Source organism: Thermosynechococcus sp., from assembly GCF_046299655.1.
GTDB lineage: Bacteria > Cyanobacteriota > Cyanobacteriia > Thermosynechococcales > Thermosynechococcaceae > Thermosynechococcus.
Map to the genome: position 1 here is coordinate 14,378 of NZ_JBKBHZ010000002.1, position 17,097 is coordinate 31,474.

A 17,097-nucleotide genomic window follows, 5' to 3' on the forward strand; every position below is an offset into this window, starting at 1 on the left:
AACTAGACATCAAAGCGATAGCGCACTGCGCCCGTTTCTGGATCATTAAACACATAGGCGTAGCCCAGCCGCTGAGCCTCAAACAGTAGCTCCTCAATTTGCTTAGCATCAAAACCGGTATGAAGGGCCGCTTGAGCCGCAGAGAGCACTCCACCCTGTTCCTTAGCCACTTGGAGTAAACGCTGCATGGGGGTGATGGAGGTTGAATTGGGTTCGGTTTCCTGCGCTCTTGCTAGATAACTTACCTCTAGGGCCATCAGATAACGTCCCCGCAAGTAGGTGTTGCGCTGCTCTACCATGCTCGGAATCAAAAAGAGGTCAATGAATTGACCTACACCACAAAAGCCAAAGGTAATCAGGTAGAACAGACCCATCATTGGCTGGCCCACATAGAAGCGCTGCAGGCCGCAGAGTCCCATTAGGCTGGCACACCAGAGGAGATAGGCCATCCCCACGCTTAAGAAACTTGGCCGGGGCTGCACTTGCGGGTCGTTGATTCCACGGTAGCGGGATTGTCCCATAGTCTCAGGGGGATTCTACTATTCCCTATCCTAGCCTAAGGGGCCTAGAACCTAGGGCGACAAGCGATCGCCCCCACCAGATACGGCCTAGAAATTCGGCTGATGGCGAATTAGATTGAGAAACTCCTCACGGGTCTTTTGATCCTCACGGAAGACTCCCAGCATTGAACTGGTGACTGTCCAAGAGCCGGGTTTTTGGACACCGCGCATCACCATGCACATGTGGCTGGCCTCCATGACCACCGCCACGCCTTTTGGATCAAGCACCGTTTCAATGGCTTCGGCCACCTGCCGGGTCAGGCGCTCCTGCACCTGTAGCCGCCGTGCGTACATTTCCACAATGCGTGCCAATTTGCTGAGGCCAATCACCCGCTGGTTAGGAATATAGGCCACATGGGCTTTGCCAATGAAAGGCAACATGTGATGCTCACAAAGGCTAAAGAAGTTGATGTCGCGCACCAAAACCATTTCGTCGTGGCCTTCATCAAAAATCGCCCCGTTGACAAGGGTTTCCAGGGATTGACTGTAGCCACTGGTGAGAAATTGCATCGCTTCGGCGACCCGCTTGGGGGTTTTGAGCAATCCCTCGCGATCGGGATCCTCACCCACATTGAGCAAAATCGTGCGCACTGCCGCCATGATTTCTTCCTTGGCGACATCTGGAGGGGGTGGGTGGGGAATCGCTTCTTTGCCTTGGTGCGTGTTGCGATCGGGCAGAATTGCCGAAGGGGTCGCTTTACCGTTAATGATTGAATCGGGCATGTTGAACGTTGTCATAGAAAGCGTGACAAGTGAAGGACAAAGGGAGCCTAGACGGTTCCGCTAAGGGGCATCACCACTAGCTCTTCAACAAAGGCCGTTTGCGGCAGTTGAGTCGTGTACAAAATTGTGTTAGCAACGTGTTCGGGGGTGAGCATCCCCGTGCGGTCAAAGTCGCCAGCGACATCGTCCCAAATGGGGGTATCAACGGCGCCAGGACAGATGGCGATCACGCGGATACCGTGGGCGCGTTCTTCAGCCGCCATTGTTTTGGTCAAGGCCATGAGGGCAAACTTCGAGACACAGTAGGCGCCCCAGTCGGGAAAAACTTGGCGGCCAGCAATTGAAACAACATTTACTATCGTACCGCACTGGCGAGATCGCAGTTGCGGCAGTACTGCTTGGGAACAAATCAAGGCACTGGTGAGGTTGACGTTAAGAATTTGCTGCCAGTCCGCCAAGGGTTGATCAATGAGGGGCGCGGTTCTTGCGATGCCGGCATTATTCACCAGCACATGCACCTCCCCCACCCTCGCCAGAATCTCGTCAAGGCGCGATCGCAGGGGTGCAGGATCGCTAAAGTCGACGCTAAAGGTATGGGCTTCAACCCCACAGGCCACCACTTGGGCATGCACAGCCGCCAGTTTAGCTGGCGATCGCCCCAACAGCACCACATTAAACCCCGCTTGGGCAAAGGCAATGGCTGTGGCTGCCCCAATACCACTACTGGCTCCCGTGATTAAGACTTGTTGGGTCATACCGTTTCACTAAAGACTCCCATGCGCCGGAACTTCTGGTAACGCAACTCGCGCCGCTCACTACTACTGAGGGCTTGGACTTCGGCTAAGTTGCGCACTAGCGCCGCTTTCAGGTTTTCTGCTGCTTCCACGGGATTATTGTGAGCTGCCCCTAAGGGTTCTGGCACAATTTCGTCAATAATCCCTAGCTTCAGGAGATCGCGAGCGGTAATTTTCAGGGCTTCTGCCGCTTGGGGCGCCTTTTGGGCATCGCGCCAGAGAATCGCGGCACAGGCTTCCGGAGGTGCCACACTATAGACGGCATGTTCAAACATCAGCAGGCGATCGCCCACCCCAATGGCCAAGGCACCGCCAGACCCGCCTTCGCCAATCACGGTGCAGATGATCGGTACTTCAAAGCGAAACATCTCCCGCAGATTGTAGGCAATGGCTTCCCCTTGGCCAAACTTTTCGGCATCCACCCCTGCCCAAGCTGCTGGTGTATCAATAAACGTCAGGATAGGCATTTGAAAGCGGTTGGCGTGCTCCATCAGACGCAGCGCCTTGCGATAGCCCCCCGGCGAGGCCATACCAAAATTGCGAGCCACATTATCCTTGGTGTCGCGACCCTTTTGCTGCCCCAGCATCACGACCGGTTGACCATTGAGGCGACCAATACCCCCGACAATGGCCGGATCATCACTGCCTCGGCGATCGCCGTGGAGTTCAATCCACTCTTCGCTAATGGCTTGGATGTAATCCAATGTACTGGGGCGGCGCGGATGGCGAGCCACCTGCAGAGTTTGCCCCGGCGTCAGCTTACTGAAAATTTCATAGCGCAGTTGCTTGGCGCGCTCCTCCAACTCACGGAGTTGCTCTGAGACATCAACACCAAACTCTGAGGACTTATCTCGCACCTGCTGAATTTGAGCTTCTAGCTCCACAAGGGGCTTTTCAAACTCCAACAGAAGCGTGCGACGTTCGTTTGCCATAGGCGATTGGGTTCCTTTTGGTTTTACTGAGGGTTTAACAGTAGGGGCTTAAATCCGTGTTTGCGGGAGACTTCACCAATCTGCTGCATCTTTTCTACCGTGATTTGATTGCGCCCCCACGAAAAGTTCGTGTGCCAGCCCTCAAAATCTAACAGCATGGCCTCGGCAAAACAGGCAAACATCTGCCGCGAGGGCACATCCATATTCACAATTTCCATAATTTTCCAGTCAATATCGAGGGCGTGCTCGACAATGCCCCCATTGAGGACATGAATCTCCGGATGCTGAATTTTAGTGCCCATATTTTTGGGGTAGCCGCCATCAATCATTAGCGAGGGACGTTTTAACTGCTCAACGCTCAGCTCAACTCCCTTGGGCATACTGGCCACCCAAACCACAATATCGGCAAGGGGCAAGGCATCCATTAGGTCTAGAATTTTTCCGCGTCCCAATTCCGCCTGAAGCGCCAGCAGGCGATCGCGATTTCGAGCCACCAATAAGAGATCTTGCACATCCAAACAGGTGTTCAGCCAGCGACACACCGCACTTCCAATATCCCCTGTAGCCCCACAAACGGCAACAGTGGCCTGACGCAAATCAATTCCCACCTGCGGTGCTGCCTGCTCAATTTGTTGGCAGATGATATAGGCAGTGTGGGTATTACCCGTAGTAAAGCGGCGAAAATCCAGCTCGATATTGCGAACATGGGAGATTTTCTGCAGATCAAAGTTCTCAAAGATAATCGAGGAGAAGCCGCCCAACGCCGTAATGTCAATACCGTGCTTTTGGGCATGAGCCATGGCATTAATGATCTTGCGAGTTGCCGCCTTCACCCGCTGGTTAGCTAGCATTTCCGGCAAGAAGCAGGACTCGACGTACTTGCCATAGATAGTTTTGCCCGTTACGCTCGTCACCGTAATTTCATCAACGATCTGTGGCGGTGCCATACACCAAAAATCCAAGCCCTGATCGGCATATTCGGGATAACCTAACTGATGGGCAACAGTTTGGGCGTGCTGCAGATTCGTCAGATGACCAATTAATCCAAACATACAAAGGGTGTGGTGACTGAAATGTAACGATAGATTAAGCCACCATTATGCCGCAGTTAGGCCATAAACTGACATCTTCATAATTTCACGGGTGGTAAAGCCGATATTTTCTAGGGCACCACTGTACTGAATCATGAAGTCTTCCACGAGGGCGTCTTTTTCCATGCCCAGCACTTTGGCATCGGCTTCCACTTGGTTGAGCATTTTCCAGACCAAGGGCAGGTTGGCACGATTGGCTTCTTCAAGTTCTCCTTTGACGTTCTCAAAGTTTTCCTTTAGCCAGACTTCGCCAAAGTTGAGGTGGGTGTACTCATCCTTGACCACGCCCTCAGTAATTTTGCGGGCAAAGGGATCTGCCATGGGGATGTAGATGTTGTAGGCCGCGATCGCGAAGCACTCGATGATCAAAGCTTGAATCAGCAGACAAGTCGCAATTTTCCCCTCTGCCAGTGCCGCTTGAAAGTTGCCGCGCAGTTTTTCAAAGAAGGCTTTGGCAAATTCCATATCTGGGGTCACGCTCAGGTTGCGACCACAGGCCTCAAACCCTTTTTTGTGGCGGGCTTCCATCTTGGCAAGACGGGTGAGTTCCTCTTGATGCTGCGGCAGCAGCTTGGCTAAATCAATGTAGTTGTCGTGGGCTTCCTGCTCACCTTCAATGACAATGGCGTTGATGCGGCTGTAGGCATCCTTGTAGCGATCGCTGCGGTAGTCCAGCGCTGGTGTAGCGGTAGCCGTTGTCATTGCAAGCTCTCCTAAAGACAGAAAATTTATCAGAAGTTGTGAGGTAGCAGGGCTTCTGTTATCATATCGCAGCAGCGATCCCCTGACCAAGGGCAGCGTGCCAGAGATTTTCGAGTTCCTCAATAGGCGAATCTCTATGCACCAATAGCTCTAAAGGACATGAAGACCCACCTTTGACCTTGTTTTAGGAAAATTTTCCATCGTTAATGGCTAGGACCCATGAGCTGAGTTTCAGACATTCTCAGAGTAGTATCTCTAGAGCAGAGAGTAGTATTTATTGTTTCCCTTCAGGCATAATCCTGCAATAGGTGTAGAGAAGTCCGTAATCGACGGATGCCTCGCCCCTATTGATACAATGGGGGAAGTGATAGGCTAAAACCATTGAACGCACAGCAGTGCGCAATCTACAGTCTAAAGGGCATAACCTGAGTCAACCTATGAGTGATGAAACCTTAACCAATCCTGCTGCTGAAGCCCAAGAAGGCGAAATGACCCCCAATGTCCTTGAGAATCATGCAGAGGCCACTACAAGCGAAGAGGGTCAAGCGCCTGAAGCCACCTCTACGACAGAAACTCCTGCGGATGCAGCGGATTTGCTAGAGAAAGTTGCTGCCCTTGAAGCTGCTAACGCCAGACTTTCGCAGGTCGTAGAGGAGCGCAATAACCAATACATGCGCCTTGCCGCTGACTTTGAAAACTTCCGCAAACGCACCCAGCGGGAAAAAGAGGAACTAGAGCTACAGATTAAGTGCAGTGTCATTGCTGATTTGCTGCCTGTGGTGGATAGCTTTGAGCTAGCCCGCACCCACATTCAAACGGAAACAGAGGCGGAAGAAAAAATCCACCGCAGCTATCAGGGGGTTTACAAGCAACTAGTGGAGTGCCTCAAGCGTATTGGCGTTTCGGCGATGCAAGCCAAAGGCAAGCCCTTTGATCCCAATCTCCACGAGGCGGTGCTGCGGGAAGCTACGAATGAACACCCCGAAGGCACAGTGCTTGAAGAACTCAAGCGGGGGTACATGCTGGGCGATCGCGTGTTGCGCCATGCCATGGTCAAAGTTGCCGCGCCTGCGGAAGAAAGCAGCGCCAATGACACCAACCCCACCAACAATGCCACCAACGATGTGACGGACGTATAGGGGCACTTCACGGGAATGCCACGCCGCTACTACATCACCACCTTTGGCTGTCAAATGAACAAAGCCGACTCTGAGCGCATGGCCGGAGTCTTGGAGGCAATGGGCTTAGAACCGGTTCCTGAACCGGATGAGGCCGATGTGCTGCTCTACAACACCTGTACGATTCGCGAAAACGCGGAGCAAAAGCTCTATTCTTATTTAGGGCGGCAGGCTAAGCGCAAGCATCAAGACCCCAATCTAACGCTGATTGTGGCTGGTTGTGTGGCTCAACAGGAGGGGGAGCGACTGCTGCGGCGAGTCCCCGAAGTCGATCTGGTCATGGGGCCACAGTATGCCAATCGTCTTGGCGAGCTGCTGGAGCAAGTGTGGCAAGGGCAGCAAGTGGTGGCAACAGAACCACTGCACATTGTTGAGGACATTACCAAACCCCGCCGTGATAGCACGGTCACCGCTTGGGTGAATGTCATTTATGGCTGTAATGAACGCTGCACCTACTGTGTGGTGCCGGGGGTACGGGGACAGGAGCAATCTCGCCGCCCCGAAGCAATCCGCGCTGAAATTGAGGAGCTAGCGGCCCAAGGCTACAAGGAAGTGACGCTCCTCGGCCAAAACATTGATGCTTATGGTCGCGATTTGCCGGGAATTACCCCAGAGGGGCGACGCCAGCACACGTTTACCGATTTGCTTTATTACATCCATGATGTGGCAGGGATTGAGCGGATTCGCTTTGCCACCAGCCATCCCCGCTACTTTACAGAGCGCTTGATCCGCGCCTGTGCCGAACTTCCCAAGGTGTGTAAGCATTTCCACATTCCCTTTCAGTCGGGGGATAATGAGATTCTCAAGGCAATGGCACGGGGCTATACGCGCGAGCGCTATCTGCAAATCATTGAAACCATTCGCCGCTATATGCCCGATGCTTCTATTAGTGCCGATGCCATTGTGGGTTTCCCCGGCGAAACGGAAGAACAATTCCAGCGCACGCTGGATCTGGTGGCGGAGGTGGGATTTGATCAACTGAACACGGCAGCCTATTCTCCCCGACCCAATACGCCAGCGGCCACGTGGGAGAATCAAGTACCGGAAGAGATTAAAGAAGATCGCCTCCAACGGCTGAATCATTTAGTGGCGACGATCGCTAGCGATCGCTCCCAACGCTACTTGGGGAGAGAAGAGGTAGTGCTGGTGGAGGGAGTCAATCCCAAGAATCCGAAACAAGTCTATGGTCGTACCGATGGCAACCGCCTCACCTACCTGCCCGGCGATATTGAGACCTTGCGGGGACAACTGGTGCGTGTCCGTATTACGGACGCACGAGCCTTTAGCCTTAGTGGGGTGCCCCTTGCGGATCATGCGTTAGCTGGCGCTTAGATCGCACAAATCACCTCATTGCGGCAGAGGATAGGATCCACGTAGGGCAACATCGGCTTATCGCCAACATAAATGCCCAAGCCTTGGGCAGTGCGAATCAAAAAGCTATCGGGATCCACGTGGCGCGGGCATTTAGCAACCACCTCGGCAATGGGAACGGTGACAACTTGCCCTGCCTGCCATGCCACCATCCGACCAAATGTCCCTTGGGCGGCGAGATCCACGGCAGTATTACCCATCCCTGCTGCCAGTAGCCGATCCATGGCCATCGGGGCACCCCCGCGTTGAATATGACCCAACACTGAGACCCTTAGCTCAATGGGGATAGGACTGTGCTGGACGATTTTATCGGCAATATAGTGGGCGATACTGGCATGATGGCAATGGTTGGCGTCCTGCTCTAGGGGTTTGGCGCCCTCGGCAACGACAATGAGGGCAAATTTGCGTCCCCAGCGATCGCGCAACTTCTGGAGGTGCTGGCAAATGCCTTCAATGGAGTAGGGAATTTCTGGAATCAGGATAATATCAGCGCCCCCCGCAATCCCCGAATACAGCGCCAAGTGACCAGCGGTACGCCCCATCACTTCCACCACAAACACCCGATCATGGCTAGCGGCGGTGGAGGTAATCCGACTCAGGGCTTCGACAACAGTGTTAACAGCCGTATCAAAGCCAATGGCGCGATCGGTCAAGGCGACATCGTTATCTATGGTTTTTGGAATGGCTAGGAAGTTCCAGTTTCCCTTTTGTGCCAGTTGATGCAAAATTTTCAGGCTGCCATCGCCACAAATGGCAATGAGGGCATCTAAGCCCAATTCATGGTACCCTGCAATGACTTCATCGGCATGACCAAGGGTATCGCCCTTATTGATCGCTCCGAGAATGGTTCCCCCCATGTTGAGCAGCACGTCCATCCCCCCCAGTCCTTCTGCATTTAGGGGGATTGCTTTGCGCTCCATTAGCCCTTGGGTAGCGTGGAGAATGCCAAGCACTTCCCAACCGTAACTTAAGGTGGCATGGGCAACAATAGCACGGATGGCCGTATTCAGACCTGGGCAATCTCCGCCACTGGTGAACACACCCAGTCGTTTGCGGCTGGTACTCATGAACGTTTGCTCCCTAATATGAACAGTTGTGGCGTCAAGGACTGCCTCTGCGCCTAACAAAGGCACCGTCAACATCCTAGCGAAGCTCAATCGCCCTTGGCTGCTTGAGTTAAGAGCTTGCAACATCCTTAGGAATCGTTGAATTCTCAAGAGGGAAACATCTGATTGAGAGGATCGATTAGACTGGTAATCTATGGAAATTCCTCGCCTACACCCCGATACGATTGAGGCTGTGCGCCAAACGGTCAACATTGTGGATGTGGTGGCCGAGCACGTTGTCCTACGCAAGCGTGGGCAAGAATATGTGGGCTGTTGTCCGTTTCACGAGGAAAAAACCCCCAGTTTTACCGTCAGCCCCCTGAAGGGGTTTTACTACTGTTTTGGTTGCGGTGCCGGGGGCAATGCCATTAAGTTCCTGATGGAACTGCAAAAGCGCTCCTTTGCCGAGGTAGTGCTCGACCTTGCCCAACGCCATCAGATTCCAGTGCGCACCCTTGATAATGCGCAAAAACAAGCACTACAGGCACGGCTATCCCTGCAAGAGCAACTGTACGAAATTCTGGCGATCGCCACCAGTTTCTATGAACACGCCCTGCGGCAGCCCATTGGCCAAGCGGCTCAAGCCTATTTACAGCAACGCCGCCTACAAGAGGAGACTATCCAACAATTTCGTTTGGGCTATGCCCCTGCGGGTTGGCAAGGGCTCTACAGCTATCTTGTGGAGCAAAAGGGATACCCTGCTGCTTTAGTTGAACAGGCGGGCTTGATTATGCCTCGGCGGACAGGGGATGGCTACTATGACCGCTTTCGCGATCGCCTGATGATCCCGATCATGGATGCCCAAGGACGGGTGGTGGGGTTTGGCGGTCGTACCCTGAGCAACGAAGAGCCGAAGTATCTCAACTCGCCAGAAACTCCCATTTTTAACAAGGGACAGTTGCTCTTTGGCCTTGATAAGGCACGGCAAGCCATTGTCCAAAAGGATCAAGCCATTGTGGTTGAGGGTTACTTTGATGTGATGGCATTGCACCAAGCGGGGTTTCCCCAAGCGGTGGCCAGTTTAGGCACTGCCCTCACTCAAGCCCAAATTAGACTGCTGCTGCGCTATACCGAGTCGAAACAAATTATTCTCAACTTTGATGCGGATCAAGCGGGACAGCGGGCTGCCGATCGCGCCATTGGCGAGGCTGCGGATTTGGCCTATCGGGGAGATCTGCGACTGCGCATTCTCACGTTACCAGCAGGTAAAGATGCGGCTGACTTTTTCACGGATGCGGCGGAGTCCTTAGAGGCACGGCGCAATCGCTACCAAACCCTCTTAGATCAAGCGCCCCTCTGGCTCGATTGGCAAATCCAAAACATCTTGCAGCAGTACGATCTCGACCAAAGCGATCAATTTCAGCAGGCGAGCCAAGCCTTGAGTGAACTCTTGGGCAAACTCCCCAATGCCACACTGCGCAGTCACTACATTCACCACTGTGCTGAGCTACTGGGACGCCACGACAGTCGCTTTATCCTCCGCATCGAAGAATCGCTGCGGCAACAGGTGCGAGGTCAGCGCTGGCAGGGGCGATCGCAAAAATGGCAACGTCCAGCGGACTATAATTTGCGTCAAGCGGCTGAAGAACAGCTACTGCGCCTCTATCTGCACTGTGGGGAATATCGCCCCCTGATTCGGCAAACGCTGCAAGCACGGGAGATTGAATTTAGCCTCTCCCACCATCGCTGGCTGTGGCGGCAAATCTTGGCCATTGAAGAAGAACACTGTGCCGGTCTGCCTGCACCGGATGATCCCTATACCGCTGAGTGGCCCTTGCCTTCACCCACCGAGACGGGAACACCACTGACGGACCTGGATTTGGTCACCCATCTTTTTGATCGCCTCGCCGAAGCGGGAGAAGCTTCCCTGATGACTCCGCTCCTACATTTAGATGAGACCACTGCCGTCAGTCTCGATCGCCCCGAACTTGTCATCCAAGCCGCTACCGCCGCCCTTGAGCGCATTGCCGTTGAAAAGCGGTGTCGCTACATCCTCCAGTCTTGGCAGGAGACGGTTGCCCTGATTTTAAGTGAATCTCCCACCAGTGAAGCCCTACGCCACTATCTGAATCGCTTGCTGACCGACAGCAACAGTGAGATTGACGATATTCCCGGAGTGGCACCAGAGCGGCTACAACAGCTTGAAAAACTTCGCCATGACTACTACCAACATCGCCAATACCTTCAGCAATTGGATCAGCAGCGCTGCCCTTCCTTGGCAATGATCCGTGGCCATTCCAAGGACTCATTGTCCTAGGTAAGCTCTCAAGACCTCAGGATTGGTTTGAATCTCACTGGGAGGGCCATCCACAAGATTTCTCCCCTCGGCCAAGACCCAGATGTGCTGACACAGGGACATCACGACGTCCATATTATGTTCAATAATCAAAAACGTCACGCCCTCCTGATTCCAGCGCAGGATGTGCTCGCAAATTTGGTTGATCAAGGTCGGGTTGACGCCGGCGGCTGGCTCATCGAGGAGTACCATGCGGGGGCGGTGCATCATAACCCGTGCCATTTCAAGGAGTTTGCGCTGCCCTCCCGACAGGGCACCGGCATAGTCATTGGCCTTGGCTGCTAGCCCTACAGATTCCAAAATTGCCCACGCCCGTTGCCGCAGTTCCTGTTCCTCTTGGCGGATGCGCAGGGGTTGCAGCCAGCTATTCCAAAACTTCTCCCCCGTTTGCAGTGGCGCGGCTAGGAGCATATTCTCGAGAACCGATAGGCGCGAGAGTACACGGGGCACTTGGAAGGTGCGCAGGAGTCCCTGCAGGGCAACTTGGTGGGGGGGCAAATGGCTAATGGGGGTACCATCAAAAATCACACGGCCTTGGTCGGGGGTGAGGAAGTTGCACAACAGGTTGAATAGGGTGGTTTTGCCGGCACCATTAGGGCCAATGAGACCGGTGATACTGCCGCGGGCAACCCGAATGTCGGCATGATCCACGGCGCGAATGCCGCCAAAACTTTTGCATAGCCCCGTAGCCACTAGCAGGTCTGAGGGCAAGACTGGACTGACACCGCTAGAGACGGGGGCGAGAGAAGGTTCATCGACCAAGGCTGAGTTCCTCCTTTTTGCCCAAAATACCTTGGGGTCGCCACATCATCAAGAGAATGAGGACAAGGCCAATGAGCATCATCCGCAAGGCCTCTAGGCGACCGCCATCAAGGGGAATAAAGCGGGTCAGGGCCGTGTAGGCCCAAAAGAGAGCAGCGCCGAGAAGGGTACCCATGTTGTTGCCTGCGCCCCCTAAAACGACAATTGTCCACGCCTGAAATGTAATCAGGGATACAAAGCCATCGGGGTTAATAAATGTGAGCTGCCACGCATAAAAAGACCCTGCTACCGCCGCGATCGCCCCTCCCAACAGCAGTGACTGCATTTTGTAGGCAAAGACATTCTTGCCTAGAGCTTTGGCCACCTCTTCATCTTCGCGGATGGCTTTGAGCACCCGTCCCCAAGGGGAATGAATCCACCGCTCTAACTGCCACACCACCAAGGCCAACACCAACACCAACAGCCACAACAGCCCAGCCCGGTAACTAAAATCCCACAGGCCAAGAGTAAGGGCTTTGGCCACCAAACCCACCAGAGCAGCAGCCAGCGTATTCAAAGCGATGGGAACCACTGCTGGTTTTTCTGAACGGCAATAATAGCTCACGAGGGCGATCGCCCCACCCAGTGTCACCAGCGTCAACCCCAAGGGAAAAAGGGCTATTCCTCGTCCTAAGCTCAAGGGGAGCAATGTTGCCCACAGGCTGAGGGTACCGGCAATCAATAAAGCTGCGTAGCTAGGGAGTAACCAGCGGGGGTGTGATCCCCCATACTGCCGCTCTAGCCATTGCCACCACTGCCATGCCGCCGCCCCCACCACCGCCCAAAAAAGGGCAATCATCCCCAGCTTGGTTGGCAGATTGGGGTTGAACTGCGCAAGGGGCAAGGGAAAGCCATACACGCCGCGCCCCCCACGGGTGAGCCAGTCCTCATTGAGGGCAATCAGGCGGACAATTTCCGCCATGCCAATCGTCACAATCGCAAGGTAATCTTCCCGCAGTCGCAGCGTAGCAATCCCCATTAAAAAGCCCAGTCCCATGGCTAGCACCACCCCAGCAAGAACGGCAAAGACCATGGGCACGCCAGCAATCCCCAACAAAATCGTGGTGTAGGAACCAATGGCCAGAAAGCCGACATGGCCAAAGTTAATTAGCCCCGTGTAGCCCCAGTGCAAATTCAGCCCCAGGCTAAAAAGGGCAAAGGTGGCAGTGAAGATACCAAGGGAAATGAGATAGCCAACCATTGAGATTGTCGAAGTAAAAGGTGATACAGTTCCGCTGCACTGTTGCGATCGCGCCAGTGGATGAAGGAATCAAAATGAGTCTATTTTATACATCAATGCTTGCGCCTAGAGCTACAGAGCAAACCCATATTAGAAAAGTCAGCCAATCATTTCTGGGAATGCCACCCTGCTCTCCTCACCGACGTAGAGATTAGCGATAACCATAGAATCGGGTGGCAAAGTTTTGCGATCGCGTCGGAGACAGTTGACGCGCTTTCAAAATCGCGGCGGTAAGAAACACATAGGCCAAAATCCCCACCACGGCCAAACCCATCGGACCAAAACGGGCGGCAGCCGTATTCCAAAGGGCATGGAGAAAGGCGGCTAGACTTAGGCCAACGATTAAAATCAAGGGTGCGCGATGGGGGCGCAATACACTCAAGCCCACACAATAGCCCAAGTAGCCCGTGTAGGCCATGTGCCCCGTTAGGGATCCCAATACCCGCGGAATCAGCACTTGCAGACCAGCTAAATGACCAAACTGACCTGCAATACTAGGGACATACTGCCCAAGGGTCTCTGTCCACGTAAAACCGAGGCCGGCGGCGGCCCCCAAAAGAATGCCATCGAGGGGTTCCCATACGCCCACCTTTTGTTTCCATGGACTCGGCAGCCATCGCCCTAACCCATAGGCCACGACAATTGGTAAGGCCTTGAGTAGCTCTTCCATTAGCCCAGCACCAATGAAGTTGCGGCCGAATAGCACCCAAAATGAAGAATGGGGCGGATGCAGTTGACCCGGTAAGATTGTGCGAAAGAGATAGATCATTGCTGGCAAAATCGGGCTTTGCAGAATCAAAATTTCCAGCGTCAACGTGCCCAGTAAAACCCATACAGGTTTGCGTTTGCCACAGAGTTGATAAATGAAGTAATAGGCAGCACTGCCCAAATAGAGCGCCAAGATGACCTTGAACGCGTCGGGGGAGCCAGCCGTGGCAAAAAGTAGGATGACCGCAACAACGGTAACAATCCCCGGTACCAGATAGGCTTTGCGTACCCAGTCGGGATGAATGGCCAAAATAGGCAGCAGTTGCGTGAGGGTGAGGGGCGAATCGGACTGGGTACTCACAACTTCGGTAAGGGGCAAGTATTCTAGGACAAATTCAGGCCCTTGGCGCCCCAATTGAATGCGATCGCCCGCATTGAGCACCGTTAATGTCTCCACGCGCTGTTGATTGACATAGGTGCCATTGACACTCCCGAGGTCAGCGATCGCCCACACGGGAATGCTACCCCGCTTTTGACAGGTAAGTTGCGCATGGTGGCGGGAAACAGAGGTATAAATGTGAGCGTCAAGGACGATGTGGCAAGTAGTGGGGTCACGGCCAATAATGGTTACCTCCTCTTGGGACAGCCAAAACTGCCCCATTTCAGGGGAGACTTGCCGCAGTACACCCGCATACTTCAGCGTTGGATTGAGGGGGGAGCGATCGCGATTCATTAGCACCCGGATCAACTGCAAGGGGGACGATGACAATCCCAACGTCCTAACCTGCTCAGCACTCACCCCCACTATACACTGGCCGCTTAGGACTTCCTTATAATCAGGAGAGTAAGTAGAACTCCCAAGTGTCCCTTCTTCGCTTTAGGCAACGGAGGCAACAGAGGCAACAGAGTTGACAAAAGGCAGCACTTTGTGTGAGAATAAAAATCTGCTGATTCGGGGCTATAGCTCAGTTGGTAGAGCACTTCAATGGCATTGAAGGGGTCAGCGGTTCGAGTCCGCTTAGCTCCATTAAACTAGAAACTCCCCTCTAGTCAATGAGTGAGTCCGCAACCCAGTCTGAATTGAGTCAAGTCTTGGAGTCCATCCAAGGCATTCAGAATGCCATTCAGCAAATTGATAAAAAGCTAGACATCCATATCGCTACGACAAATGAGCGTTTTCAACGCCTTGAAGAGAAAATAGATGCCGTTGAAGCTAAACTAGAGCAGCGGATTAATGCTGTTGAAGCCAAGCTAGAGCAACGAATCAGTGCTGTAGAATCAAGATTAGAACAACGGATTAGTACCGTTGAATCAAAGCTAGAGCAGCAAATCAAGGCCGTTGAGTCTAGGTTAGAACAGCAAATTAGCGCCGTTGAATCAAAGCTAGAGCAGCAAATTAAGAGCGTGGAAGCACAATTGGGACAACGAATCTCCACCATTGAGGTGACGTTGCAGGACATCTCCAAACGCCAAGCGGGAACAGATGCACGCCTATGGGGATTTCTGGTGGCACTCTTGATCGCTACCGTGGGTTTGCTGGCCAAACTATTGATGTTTGATCTGCCGCAGCCCTAGGGGAGAGTCTGCTGCCGCAGGAGACGCAGCAGCTTTTCTAAATGCTCTGGCAGGGGAGCGATCGCCACCACTGCTTGACCTGTACGTGGATGCTGCAACTGTAAGCGATAGGCATGAAGCGCTTGGCCGGGAAGCTTCACTTTTAGCGGCGTGCCTCGGCCATAGAGGGGATCCCCCAACAGTGGCCAACCCAAGTGGGCGGCATGAACCCGAATTTGATGGGTACGACCGGTTTCAAGGTGGAACTCGACAAGGGCACAGTGGCGAAAGCGCTCTTTTACATACCAGTGGGTAATGGCGATGCGGCCTTTTTCAGGGGGCACCACCGCCATTTTTTTGCGATCCACCGGGTGACGGCCAATAGGTGTAATTACCGTTCCCGTATCTTCAGGGGGTTGACCATAGACGACACCAAGGTAGTGGCGCTGCATTTGTCGTGCTTTCAGTTGTTGTTGCAGATGGTGTAGGGCAGACTCCGTTTTAGCGACAACCATGACGCCAGAGGTGTCTTTGTCTAGACGATGCACAATCCCCGGCCGCTGCACACCGCCAATGCCCGTCAAGTTAGGACAGTGGGCTAATAGACCATGAACGAGCGTACCGCGACTATGACCGGGGGCGGGATGCACCACTAAATTCACCGGTTTATTGAGAATGAGTAACTCCTCATCCTCGTAGAGAATACTCAGGGGCAGGGGTTCAGGGATTAAATCCAATGGCTCTGGCCCAGGGAGCGCCACCTCCAGCACTTCACCCCCACTGAGGAGCTGATTTTTGCGATCGCACACTTGGCCATTGAGGCGTACGTGCCCCTGTTGGATCAATTGCTGCCAGCGCGATCGCGAGAGTTCAGGATGCTGTTGGGCAAGGAAGGTATCGAGGCGATCGCCCCCCTTTTCTACCCTGAAGGTCAGCGATGCTATCATGCCCCCCAACTACACCAGCGTATGGCCAAGGGCTAACCCCACCACCAGCATCCCTAACACTAGAAAGGGTTGGGCACTGGCTTGGTACTTCACGTCATTTTTCAAAGGATCCCGCAGGAAGTACATATCCTGAAACACAATTTGGGGAATAATTAGCAAAATCAACAGCACGGCGTAAAGATTGGCATGAATCGCCATCAAGTAACCTGCAATTCCCAACTGGAAAATGTCAATCATCAGGACACAGATCCAAGCAGCCGTGGTGACACCAAACATCACTGGTAAGGAGGCCAAGCCCAGCTGGCGATCGCCCTCAACGCTTTTGAAGTCATTGACAATGGCAATGCCCAAGCCTGCCAGACTGTAAATCAACGTCAAAATCACAATTGTCGGCGTCAATTCACCAAAAAGCGCATGGCCTGCCCACCATGGCAGCGCAATATAGCTTGCCCCCAAGGCGTAATTACCGAGCCAACCATTCTTTTTCAATTTCAGAGGCGGTGCAGAGTAAATATAGGCCAAAAAGCCCCCAAGCAAAGCAATTTTGGTCACGGGGAAGGTGGGATGATTAGCCCACAGATCTAATAACAGGGCTAAGGCCAGACCCGCCACAAGCAGCAAGATAATCTGTGCTCGCACTTGATTGAGGGAAATCGCCCCCGCGGGAATCGGGCGGTAAGGCTCATTGATCGCATCAATCTCGCGATCGTAGTAATCGTTAAGGGTTTGCGTGTAGCCAGCCATCAAGGGGCCTGAGAGCAGCATACAAGTCGCTGCCTTGAGCACGTCCTCCACACTCCACGTAAATTGCCCCGAAGAGGCAGCGCCACAGACCACCCCCCACATCAGAGGAATCCAGGTGATGGGCTTCATCAATTGCAGGCGAATTTTCCAAAGATTGGTCTCGCCGCTTTTGGCACCTTTCATGCCCAGCAGTTGGCGCGCTGCTGCTGTGGTGCTTTCCGCAGGGGTCGAACTCGTCGTTGAATCGGGCATTTCCGTCATAGCGCTTGTTGTGCTCAGCAGTCACCTCACTGATTATAGTCGTTTCCCCTTCCACCACCTATGGGGATAATACTGTTCTCTAGCGCAGG

The 17,097-nt window shown here is 53.5% G+C and carries 16 protein-coding genes and 1 tRNA gene; 5 read left to right on the top strand and 12 right to left on the bottom strand.

Annotated features, from left to right (window positions below):
- Positions 1-2: 2 nt before the first annotated feature.
- The 6 genes from ACK4HN_RS01570 to ACK4HN_RS01595 all read right to left on the bottom strand — a co-directional run bounded on the left by ACK4HN_RS01570 (position 3) and on the right by ACK4HN_RS01595 (position 4,802).
- Positions 3-521 carry a TM2 domain-containing protein gene (locus tag ACK4HN_RS01570; RefSeq protein ID WP_409877142.1) on the bottom strand — a complete coding sequence of 173 codons (519 nt, stop codon included), beginning with the start codon at positions 519-521 and terminating at the stop codon, positions 3-5.
- Positions 522-608: 87 nt separating this feature from the next.
- Positions 609-1,283 (bottom strand): GTP cyclohydrolase I FolE, encoded by a 675-nt coding sequence (folE, locus tag ACK4HN_RS01575; RefSeq protein ID WP_409877144.1) that lies wholly within the window; start codon positions 1,281-1,283, stop codon positions 609-611.
- Positions 1,284-1,330: 47 nt separating this feature from the next.
- Positions 1,331-2,038, bottom strand: coding sequence for an SDR family oxidoreductase (locus tag ACK4HN_RS01580; protein ID WP_409877145.1), 708 nt, complete (start codon positions 2,036-2,038; stop codon positions 1,331-1,333).
- Positions 2,035-3,009, bottom strand: a complete 975-nt coding sequence (locus ACK4HN_RS01585; protein ID WP_409877146.1) for an acetyl-CoA carboxylase carboxyltransferase subunit alpha — start codon at positions 3,007-3,009, stop codon at positions 2,035-2,037. Before ACK4HN_RS01585 ends, ACK4HN_RS01580 begins: the two co-directional genes overlap by 4 nt.
- 23 nt (positions 3,010-3,032) lie before the next feature.
- Entirely contained in the window at positions 3,033-4,061 is a 1,029-nt protein-coding gene (locus tag ACK4HN_RS01590; protein WP_409877147.1) for a long-chain acyl-[acyl-carrier-protein] reductase, read from the bottom strand.
- A 45-nt stretch (positions 4,062-4,106) separates the two neighbouring features.
- On the bottom strand, positions 4,107-4,802 hold the full coding sequence (locus tag ACK4HN_RS01595; RefSeq protein WP_409877148.1) for an aldehyde oxygenase (deformylating): 696 nt from the start codon (positions 4,800-4,802) through the stop codon (positions 4,107-4,109).
- Between the two features lie 437 nt (positions 4,803-5,239).
- On the opposite strand from ACK4HN_RS01595, the gene grpE reads away from it, so the two are divergent.
- Complete coding sequence (gene grpE / locus ACK4HN_RS01600) at positions 5,240-5,941, top strand: nucleotide exchange factor GrpE (RefSeq protein ID WP_409877149.1); 702 nt, start codon at positions 5,240-5,242, stop codon at positions 5,939-5,941.
- 15 nt (positions 5,942-5,956) lie between these two features.
- On the top strand, positions 5,957-7,312 hold the full coding sequence (gene miaB, locus ACK4HN_RS01605) for a tRNA (N6-isopentenyl adenosine(37)-C2)-methylthiotransferase MiaB (RefSeq protein WP_409877151.1): 1,356 nt from the start codon (positions 5,957-5,959) through the stop codon (positions 7,310-7,312).
- Here miaB and ACK4HN_RS01610 read toward each other — a convergent pair.
- A complete protein-coding gene (locus ACK4HN_RS01610) occupies positions 7,309-8,418 on the bottom strand; it encodes an ATP-dependent 6-phosphofructokinase (RefSeq protein ID WP_409877152.1) in 1,110 nt (369 codons plus the stop codon). The genes miaB and ACK4HN_RS01610 overlap by 4 nt on opposite strands.
- A 193-nt stretch (positions 8,419-8,611) precedes the next feature.
- Here ACK4HN_RS01610 and dnaG point away from each other — a divergent pair, with 193 nt between their 5' ends.
- Positions 8,612-10,714, top strand: coding sequence for a DNA primase (dnaG, locus tag ACK4HN_RS01615; protein ID WP_409877154.1), 2,103 nt, complete (start codon positions 8,612-8,614; stop codon positions 10,712-10,714).
- Here dnaG and ACK4HN_RS01620 read toward each other — a convergent pair.
- The 3 genes from ACK4HN_RS01620 to ACK4HN_RS01630 all read right to left on the bottom strand — a co-directional run bounded on the left by ACK4HN_RS01620 (position 10,703) and on the right by ACK4HN_RS01630 (position 14,271).
- Positions 10,703-11,515, bottom strand: coding sequence for an ABC transporter ATP-binding protein (locus tag ACK4HN_RS01620; RefSeq protein ID WP_409877155.1), 813 nt, complete (start codon positions 11,513-11,515; stop codon positions 10,703-10,705). The genes dnaG and ACK4HN_RS01620 overlap by 12 nt on opposite strands.
- The gene (locus ACK4HN_RS01625) at positions 11,505-12,755 is read right to left on the bottom strand and encodes a branched-chain amino acid ABC transporter permease (protein ID WP_409877156.1); all 1,251 of its coding nucleotides are present in this window, start codon (positions 12,753-12,755) and stop codon (positions 11,505-11,507) included. The genes ACK4HN_RS01620 and ACK4HN_RS01625 overlap by 11 nt, the downstream gene beginning before the upstream one ends.
- Before the next feature lie 190 nt (positions 12,756-12,945).
- The gene (locus ACK4HN_RS01630; RefSeq protein WP_409877158.1) at positions 12,946-14,271 is read right to left on the bottom strand and encodes a PrsW family glutamic-type intramembrane protease; all 1,326 of its coding nucleotides are present in this window, start codon (positions 14,269-14,271) and stop codon (positions 12,946-12,948) included.
- A gap of 185 nt (positions 14,272-14,456) precedes the next feature.
- Between ACK4HN_RS01630 and ACK4HN_RS01635 the strand changes: the two genes are divergently transcribed.
- Together ACK4HN_RS01635 and ACK4HN_RS01640 are read left to right on the top strand one after the other, a co-directional pair.
- A tRNA-Ala gene (locus tag ACK4HN_RS01635) sits at positions 14,457-14,529 on the top strand.
- 26 nt (positions 14,530-14,555) lie between these two features.
- Positions 14,556-15,077 (top strand): hypothetical protein, encoded by a 522-nt coding sequence (locus tag ACK4HN_RS01640; protein WP_409877159.1) that lies wholly within the window; start codon positions 14,556-14,558, stop codon positions 15,075-15,077.
- Here the strand turns inward: ACK4HN_RS01640 and ACK4HN_RS01645 are convergent.
- Both ACK4HN_RS01645 and chlG read right to left on the bottom strand, forming a co-directional pair.
- Positions 15,074-16,003: an RluA family pseudouridine synthase gene (locus ACK4HN_RS01645; RefSeq protein ID WP_409877160.1), complete on the bottom strand. Its 930-nt coding sequence runs from the start codon at positions 16,001-16,003 to the stop codon at positions 15,074-15,076. The two genes, ACK4HN_RS01640 and ACK4HN_RS01645, sit on opposite strands and share 4 nt — an antisense overlap.
- Positions 16,004-16,012: 9 nt before the next feature.
- The gene (gene chlG, locus ACK4HN_RS01650; protein WP_409877161.1) at positions 16,013-17,008 is read right to left on the bottom strand and encodes a chlorophyll synthase ChlG; all 996 of its coding nucleotides are present in this window, start codon (positions 17,006-17,008) and stop codon (positions 16,013-16,015) included.
- Between the last annotated feature and the right edge of the window lie 89 nt (positions 17,009-17,097).

Coding starts and splice junctions, on each gene's coding strand:
- miaB (WP_409877151.1), top strand. CDS start 5,957: ATGCCACGCCGCTACTACATCACCACCTTTGGCTGTCAAATGAACAAA.
- ACK4HN_RS01645 (WP_409877160.1), bottom strand. CDS start 16,003: ATGATAGCATCGCTGACCTTCAGGGTAGAAAAGGGGGGCGATCGCCTC.
- ACK4HN_RS01570 (WP_409877142.1), bottom strand. CDS start 521: ATGGGACAATCCCGCTACCGTGGAATCAACGACCCGCAAGTGCAGCCC.
- ACK4HN_RS01640 (WP_409877159.1), top strand. CDS start 14,556: ATGAGTGAGTCCGCAACCCAGTCTGAATTGAGTCAAGTCTTGGAGTCC.
- ACK4HN_RS01590 (WP_409877147.1), bottom strand. CDS start 4,061: ATGTTTGGATTAATTGGTCATCTGACGAATCTGCAGCACGCCCAAACT.
- grpE (WP_409877149.1), top strand. CDS start 5,240: ATGAGTGATGAAACCTTAACCAATCCTGCTGCTGAAGCCCAAGAAGGC.
- ACK4HN_RS01585 (WP_409877146.1), bottom strand. CDS start 3,009: ATGGCAAACGAACGTCGCACGCTTCTGTTGGAGTTTGAAAAGCCCCTT.
- dnaG (WP_409877154.1), top strand. CDS start 8,612: ATGGAAATTCCTCGCCTACACCCCGATACGATTGAGGCTGTGCGCCAA.
- ACK4HN_RS01610 (WP_409877152.1), bottom strand. CDS start 8,418: ATGAGTACCAGCCGCAAACGACTGGGTGTGTTCACCAGTGGCGGAGAT.
- ACK4HN_RS01595 (WP_409877148.1), bottom strand. CDS start 4,802: ATGACAACGGCTACCGCTACACCAGCGCTGGACTACCGCAGCGATCGC.
- ACK4HN_RS01625 (WP_409877156.1), bottom strand. CDS start 12,755: ATGGTTGGCTATCTCATTTCCCTTGGTATCTTCACTGCCACCTTTGCC.
- folE (WP_409877144.1), bottom strand. CDS start 1,283: ATGCCCGATTCAATCATTAACGGTAAAGCGACCCCTTCGGCAATTCTG.
- chlG (WP_409877161.1), bottom strand. CDS start 17,008: ATGACGGAAATGCCCGATTCAACGACGAGTTCGACCCCTGCGGAAAGC.
- ACK4HN_RS01580 (WP_409877145.1), bottom strand. CDS start 2,038: ATGACCCAACAAGTCTTAATCACGGGAGCCAGTAGTGGTATTGGGGCA.